An 8,022-nucleotide genomic window follows, 5' to 3' on the forward strand; every position below is an offset into this window, starting at 1 on the left:
TAAGAAAGAAGGGATTACTCTTCGTCTTCTAGCTCGATGTTGATACCTAGCGAGCGAATCTCTTTCAACAATACGTTGAACGACTCTGGCATGCCAGGTTCCATGCTGTGGTTGCCATCTACGATGTTCTTATACATCTTAGTACGGCCGTTAACGTCATCCGACTTAACTGTTAGCATTTCTTGTAGCGTGTAAGCAGCACCGTATGCTTCTAGTGCCCATACTTCCATCTCACCGAAACGCTGACCACCGAACTGAGCTTTACCACCAAGTGGTTGCTGAGTTACTAGGCTGTACGAACCAGTTGAACGAGCGTGCATCTTGTCATCAACAAGGTGGTTCAGTTTCAGCATGTACATGTAACCTACAGTTACAGGACGCTCAAACTCATCACCAGTGCGACCATCAAATAGCTTAAGCTGACCAGATTCTGGTAGGTCACCTAGTTTTAGAAGCTCTTTGATTGATTGCTCAGAAGCACCGTCAAATACTGGAGTCGCGATCGGTAGACCACCACGTAGGTTCTTGATCAACGTACGAACTTCATCGTCAGTTAGAGACGCAACGTCTACTTTCTGACGAGTATCACCAAGGTCGTAAACTTTCTGTAGGAAGTCACGGAACTTAGCTAGCTCTTGCTGCTCTTTCACCATTTGGTTGATCTTGTCACCGATGCCTTTCGCTGCCAGACCTAAGTGTACTTCTAGGATCTGACCGATGTTCATACGCGATGGTACACCCAGTGGGTTCAGTACGATGTCAACCGGCTGACCTTTCTCATCGTAAGGCATGTCTTCAACAGGGTTGATCTTCGAGATTACACCCTTGTTACCGTGACGACCCGCCATCTTATCACCAGGCTGGATACGACGTTTAACCGCTAGGTAAACCTTAACGATCTTCAGTACGCCAGGTGCAAGATCATCACCTTGTGTGATCTTACGACGCTTAGTTTCAAACTTCTTATCGAAGTCAGCTTTTAGCTCGTCCCACTGCTCAGCAAGTTGCTCAAGCTGTGATTGCTGTGCGTCATCTTCAAGCGTTAATTCTAGCCACTTCTTACGGTCGATAGTGTCTAGTTTCGCTTCAGTGTAACCACCGTCGATCAATACAGCTTTAACACGGTTTAGAAGGCCACCCTCAAGAATCTGGAATTCTTCAGTAAGGTCTTTCTTCGCTTCTTTAAGCTGCATTTGTTCAATTTCAAGTGCACGTTTGTCTTTTTCAACACCGTCACGAGTAAATACTTGAACGTCGATGATTGTACCTGATACAGAGTTTGGTACGCGTAGAGACGTATCTTTAACGTCAGACGCTTTCTCACCGAAGATAGCACGTAGTAGCTTCTCTTCAGGAGTTAGCTGAGTTTCACCTTTAGGCGTTACTTTACCTACAAGGATATCTCCGCCTTTCACTTCCGCACCGATGTAAACGATACCTGACTCGTCCAGTTTAGACAGAGCAGACTCACCTACGTTTGGAATATCAGCAGTGATTTCTTCAGCACCAAGCTTAGTGTCACGCGCCACACAAGATAGCTCTTGAATGTGGATAGTCGTGAAACGGTCTTCTTGAACTACGCGCTCAGATACTAAGATCGAGTCTTCGAAGTTGTAACCATTCCAAGGCATGAATGCGATACGCATGTTCTGACCAAGTGCTAGCTCACCAAGGTCTGTTGAAGGACCATCGGCTAGAACATCACCACGTGATACAGGTTCACCTGGCATCACACATGGACGCTGGTTGATACACGTGTTTTGGTTTGAACGAGTGTATTTAGTCAGGTTGTAGATATCGATACCTGCTTCGCCAGGGATCAGCTCGTCTTCGTTTACTTTAACAACGATACGAGAAGCGTCTACAGACTGGATTACACCACCACGTTTCGCTACCGCTGTAACACCTGAGTCAACAGCGATGTTACGCTCGATACCAGTACCAACTAGAGGCTTATCAGCTTTAAGTGTTGGAACGGCCTGACGTTGCATGTTCGCACCCATCAATGCACGGTTCGCATCATCGTGTTCTAGGAACGGGATAAGCGACGCAGCGATAGATACAACCTGGTTAGTTGCAACGTCCATGTAGTCAACATGTTCGCGTGGGTGTAGGCCAGATTCACCTTTCTGACGAGCTGTGATTAGCTCTTCAGAGAATGTACCTTCTTCAGTAAGAACAGTGTTCGCCTGAGCGATAACGTACTGACCTTCCTGAATAGCAGATAGGTAATCTACTTCGTCTGTTACTACACCATCTACAACGCGACGGTATGGAGTCTCTAGGAAACCGTACTCGTTACAACGCGCAAACGCAGATAGAGAGTTGATCAGACCGATGTTTGGACCTTCAGGCGTTTCGATAGGACATAGACGACCGTAGTGAGTTACGTGTACGTCACGTACTTCGAAGCCAGCACGTTCACGAGTTAGACCGCCAGGACCCAATGCAGAGATACGACGCTTGTGCGTAACTTCTGATAGAGGGTTGTTTTGGTCCATGAACTGTGACAGCTGTGAAGAGCCAAAGAATTCTTTAACCGCAGCAGAGATAGGCTTAGCGTTGATTAGGTCTTGAGGCATGATTGCATCAAGATCACCAAGGCTTAGACGCTCTTTAACAGCACGTTCAACACGTACTAGACCAACGCGGAATTGGTTTTCTGCCATTTCGCCAACAGAACGGATACGACGGTTACCTAGGTGGTCGATATCGTCCACTTCACCGATGCCATTACGGATAGCGATAAGCTTCTTCATCACTTCGATGATATCAAGTTCATCAAGTGTGCCTTGCTCTTGTGCATCTTCACGTTCGATAGAGCTGTTAAACTTCATACGACCAACAGTCGACAGATCGTAACGCTCTTCAGAGAAGAATAGGCTTTCGAATAGTGCTTCAGCAGCTTCTTTCGTTGGTGGCTCACCAGGGCGCATCATGCGGTAGATTTCTACCAATGCAGAAATACGATCAACAGTGCTGTCAATACGTAGCGTTTCTGACATGAATGGACCGTGGTCTAGATCGTTCGTAAATAGAACTTCTAGCGCTTTGTGGCCAGCTTGAGAAAGGTTCGCTAGTGATTCAAGGCTGATTTCTTGGTTAGCACCAACAATGATCTCACCTGTCGCTTCGTTGATGTAGTCTTTCGATGCAACTTTGCCTACGATGTACTCAACAGGTACCTCGATGTGATCAACGCCATCTTTTTCAAGTTGACGGATGTGGCGTGCTGTTACACGACGACCAGTCTCAACGTAAGTCTTACCATTAGCTTCGATATCGAATGACGCAGTTTCACCACGTAGACGATCAGGAACAAGCTCCATTAACAGAGTTTGATCTTTCACTTCGAAGTTAATCTTCTCAAAGAAGATGTCCAGGATCTCTTCTGTCGTCTTACCTAGTGCGCGAAGAATGATAGATGCTGGAAGCTTACGACGGCGGTCAATACGTACGTATAGGTTGTCCTTAGGATCAAACTCGAAATCAAGCCATGAACCACGGTAAGGAATTACGCGCGCATTGTATAGAACTTTACCTGAAGAGTGGGTCTTACCCTTATCGCTGTCGAAGAATACACCTGGGCTTCTGTGCAGCTGGGATACGATAACCCTCTCGGTACCATTGATTACGAAGGTACCATTGTCTGTCATAAGCGGAATTTCGCCCATGTAGACTTCTTGTTCTTTAATGTCTTTTACAGTACCTGCTGGCGCGTCTTTATCAAAAATAACTAGACGTAGTTTAACGCGTAGTGGTTTTGAATAAGTTACGCCGCGGATTTGACATTCTTTAACGTCAAAAACTGGCTCACCAAGACGGTAGCTAACGTATTGCAGCTCGGAATTGCCGTTGTAGCTCTGAATTGGGAATACAGAACGGAAAGCAGCTTCAAGACCGTATTGACCTTCAGGATCCTGTTCGATGAATTTTTCGAACGAATCGAGCTGGATCGATAGCAGGTATGGAATGTCCAAAACTTGTGGACGAGTACCAAAGTCCTTACGGATGCGCTTTTTCTCGGTATAAGAGTAAACCATGGGGTTCCTCAGCTCGCTGATAAGTGACCCAAACTGTCTCCAATCGTTATGAGACAGTGACTGAATATCTGTTTGATTGTAGTGACGCTTCATTAAGAGCTAATGAAACGTTTTTTGCTAGAGATATGGGTGCTCAAACAGCGGAAAAATCACCCAACCCCTACAGCGCAAAAAGGCCGGTGGTTATAAAACCACCAGCCATTAGCCGTTAGGCTAAGAAACTATGCAATAATTACTTAACAGTAACACTTGCACCAGCTTCTTCTAGCTGAGCTTTAAGAGCTTCAGCTTCGTCTTTCTCTACGCCTTCTTTAAGAGGTGCAGGAGCGCCGTCTACTAGAGCTTTAGCTTCTTTAAGACCTAGGCCAGTTGCGCCACGTACTGCTTTGATTACAGCAACTTTGTTACCGCCAGCAGATTCTAGGATTACGTCGAATTCAGTTTGCTCAGCAGCAGCTTCGCCTGCAGCAGCGCCGCCAGCTACAACAGCAGCAGCAGCAGAAACACCGAATTTCTCTTCCATTGCTTCGATTAGTTCAACAACTTGCATTACAGACATTTCTGCAACTGCGTCTAGGATTTGCTCGTTAGTGATAGACATAACAATTCTCTTTTAAATCAACAATAAGTTTAAATAGCAACCAGTGAAAAGCAAGGCTTAAGCAGCAGCTTCTTCTTTTTGGTCGCGTAGTGCAGCGATAGTACGTACCAGCTTGCCTGCAGAAGCTTCTTTCATGCACATCATTAGGCGTGCGATAGCTTCGTCGTAAGTTGGTAGTGTCGCTAGTACTTCAGCGTCAGTTAGCGCGCCTTCAAATGCAGCAGCTTTGATCTCGAAGTCTTTGTTCTCTTTAGCGAAGTCTTTGAAAAGACGCGCTGCAGCACCAGGGTGCTCGTTAGAGAATGCGATTAGTGTAGGACCAGTGAAAGTGTCAGTTAGACACTCGTAATCTGTACCTTCAACCGCACGACGCATAAGCGTGTTACGAACAACACGTACATAAACACCCGCTTCACGAGCTTGTTTACGTAGTGAAGTCATAGCACCAACTTCTACGCCACGAGAGTCAGCTACAACTGCAGAAAGTGCACCACTGGCAGCTTCGTTGACTTCAGCAACAATTGCTTTTTTGTCTTGAAGGTTTAAAGCCATCTTGGATTTACTCCTGGTTGTCGTTACACCACTCACTATCATCACGACAGTGAGAGTTATTCAGGTGCTTCCCAGAAGAAAGTTAACTATTTACATAGAGCTTTCTGTCAGTTCGGGCACCATCTACGTAGGAAAATTAAGTCTACTTAAAGCAAACACCTACGGTCTTGGACGGAGACTGGGTCATAATTCAGACTAAATTCTTAACGAATTTAATGAACCAAAGTTCAGCCCCAACCACAAATATTAGGCGCAGAATTATACACTAACTCTACGCCTAAGCAAATAAATTAGTTTGCTAGAGTGTTCAGGCTACCCTGATCAACAGCAACACCAGCACCCATTGTAGTAGAGATGCTAACCTTCTGAAGGAATGTACCCTTAGCAGAAGACGGCTTAGCTTTCTTCAGAGCAACTAGAAGAGCTTCTAGGTTCTCTTTGATCTGCTCAGCAGAGAAGTTTGCTTTACCGATAGTAGTGTGGATGATGCCGTTTTTGTCGTTACGGTAACGAACCTGACCAGCTTTAGCGTTCTTAACTGCTTCAGCAACGTTAGGAGTTACAGTACCAACTTTAGGGTTTGGCATAAGACCGCGAGGACCTAGGATAGTACCTAGTTGACCTACAACGCGCATTGCATCTGGAGAAGCAACAACTACGTCAAAGTTCATTTCGCCTTTCTTAACTTGCTCAGCAAGATCTTCCATACCTACGATGTCTGCGCCAGCTTCTTTAGCTGCTTCAGCGTTTGCACCTTGAGTGAACACTGCAACGCGGATTTCGCGGCCAGTACCGTGAGGTAGTACAGTTGCACCACGTACGTTCTGGTCAGATTTACGAGCATCGATGCCTAGGTTAACAGCAACGTCTACAGACTCAACGAATTTAGCAGTTGCTAGTTCTTGAAGAAGAGCTACAGCTTCGTTGATTTCGTATTCTTTAGTTACGTCAACTTTTTCGCGGATTACGCGCATGCGCTTAGTTAGTTTAGCCATCTTATTAACCCTCTACCACTAGGCCCATTGAACGAGCAGTACCAGCGATTGAACGCTTCATTGCTTCGATGTCAGCACCAGTCATATCAGCAGCTTTAGTTTCTGCGATTTCTTGGATTTGAGCGTCAGTTACAGTACCCACTTTTTCAGTGTTTGGACGACCTGAACCAGACTTAACGCCAGCAGCTTTCTTAAGAAGAACAGCAGCAGGTGGAGTCTTAGTTACGAACGTGAAAGAACGGTCGTTGTATACTGTGATAACAACTGGAGTTGGTAGACCTTTCTCGATAGATTCTGTTTTTGCGTTAAACGCTTTACAGAATTCCATGATGTTAACACCGTGTTGACCTAGTGCAGGACCAACCGGTGGACTTGGGTTCGCCATACCAGCAGCAACTTGCAGCTTGATGTAAGCTTCAACTTTCTTAGCCATGATAATTCCTAATTTTGGGTACAAACGCTAATCGGTTGATCAGCTCCCCGTTGAGATAAATACTTTTTATTTCGGCTGATAACTTTCGTTTCAGTCAAAATAATAAGGCGCGAAATTATAGTCATAATCCGCGCCTTATACAACCCTAAAAAGGTGATTTTTTATACTCTATAAATCAGAGTTTTAGTCCAGTTTTTCAACCTGACCAAATTCAAGCTCAACTGGTGTTGCACGACCAAAGATCGATACAGACACTTTCAGGCGGCTCTTCTCGTAATCCACTTCTTCAACGGTACCGTTGAAGTCAGCAAATGGACCGTCAGTAACACGTACCACTTCACCTGCTTCGTACATAGTACGTGGGCGAGGAGCTTCACTTGCTTTCTCAAGACGATTGAGGATTGCATCCGCTTCTTTATCAGTGATAGGAGCTGGACGGTCAGAGGTACCACCAATGAAGCCCATGACACGCGGCACACTACGTACTAGGTGCCATGATTCATCGTTCATGATCATCTGAACTAGAACGTAACCTGGGAAGAATTTACGTTCAGATTTACGACGTTGACCTGCACGCATTTCCACTACTTCTTCAGTAGGAACCAAAACTTCGCCAAATAGCTCTTCCATGCTATGCATTTTGATATGCTCACGAAGAGACTGAGCTACGCGACCTTCAAATCCAGAGAAGGCTTGAACCACATACCAGCGTTTTTTTGGAGCTTCACTCATGTATAAAAACCCTCTATACCCCAGTTGCTAGAGCAACAAGACGAACCATGATGCCGTCAATGCCCCAAAGCACTAGAGCCATTACAATACTTACAGCTAAAACGATCAAAGTTGTTTGCATAGTTTCTTGGCGAGTAGGCCATACAACTTTACGAACTTCCATACGAGATTCTTTAGCAAAATCGATCGCAGCTTTACCTTTAGTTGTTGTAGCAGCAACACCAAGTGCCGCAGCAATTAGTACAACAACGCCCGCAGCACGAAGTACTACAGACATTTCACCATACAGGTAATTACCCACAACAGCGGCAGCTAGCAGAACAAAAGTGGCAATCCACTTGAAGATATCTGCGCCATTTGAGCTATCAGGAGTTTCAGCATTATTTGCTTTCATAAAACCAACCTGTCACAAGTCTTAATATAGACGAAAACAACCCCGCTGTTGCAGGGCAAATCCATGAAACGACAATCTTAAGCGATTGACGTACTCTTTTATTGATCGCGATACAGCATCACGACCAAAAATCCTGCTTAATGTTTGCTTGGACAAGAAATCGGCAAACATTATATTTAGTGCAGAAAAAGGGCATCAAATGATGCCCTTTTTGCTACTGGTTCGTCAAATCTTATTCAAAGATTTTTCCGAAGACTTCAGCTAATCGTTAA

General features: G+C 45.2%; 7 protein-coding genes. All 7 read right to left on the minus strand.

The window, feature by feature from the left end; genetic code table 11:
- Positions 1-14: 14 nt before the first annotated feature.
- Entirely contained in the window at positions 15-4,043 is a 4,029-nt protein-coding gene (gene rpoB / locus RH45_RS14100) for a DNA-directed RNA polymerase subunit beta (RefSeq protein ID WP_008078228.1), read from the minus strand.
- A gap of 232 nt (positions 4,044-4,275) precedes the next feature.
- Complete coding sequence (gene rplL / locus RH45_RS14105) at positions 4,276-4,644, minus strand: 50S ribosomal protein L7/L12 (RefSeq protein WP_008078229.1); 369 nt, start codon at positions 4,642-4,644, stop codon at positions 4,276-4,278.
- A gap of 57 nt (positions 4,645-4,701) precedes the next feature.
- Entirely contained in the window at positions 4,702-5,196 is a 495-nt protein-coding gene (gene rplJ / locus RH45_RS14110; RefSeq protein WP_004415880.1) for a 50S ribosomal protein L10, read from the minus strand.
- 290 nt (positions 5,197-5,486) lie between these two features.
- Entirely contained in the window at positions 5,487-6,191 is a 705-nt protein-coding gene (rplA, locus tag RH45_RS14115; RefSeq protein WP_008078230.1) for a 50S ribosomal protein L1, read from the minus strand.
- Positions 6,192-6,195: 4 nt separating this feature from the next.
- Positions 6,196-6,624, minus strand: coding sequence for a 50S ribosomal protein L11 (rplK, locus tag RH45_RS14120; RefSeq protein ID WP_008078231.1), 429 nt, complete (start codon positions 6,622-6,624; stop codon positions 6,196-6,198).
- Between the two features lie 183 nt (positions 6,625-6,807).
- Complete coding sequence (gene nusG, locus RH45_RS14125; RefSeq protein ID WP_008078233.1) at positions 6,808-7,356, minus strand: transcription termination/antitermination protein NusG; 549 nt, start codon at positions 7,354-7,356, stop codon at positions 6,808-6,810.
- A gap of 13 nt (positions 7,357-7,369) precedes the next feature.
- Positions 7,370-7,750, minus strand: a complete 381-nt coding sequence (gene secE, locus RH45_RS14130; RefSeq protein WP_008078235.1) for a preprotein translocase subunit SecE — start codon at positions 7,748-7,750, stop codon at positions 7,370-7,372.
- Positions 7,751-8,022 lie beyond the last annotated feature (272 nt).

It is taken from the genome of Vibrio sinaloensis DSM 21326 (assembly GCF_000189275.1).
Lineage (GTDB): Bacteria > Pseudomonadota > Gammaproteobacteria > Enterobacterales > Vibrionaceae > Vibrio > Vibrio sinaloensis.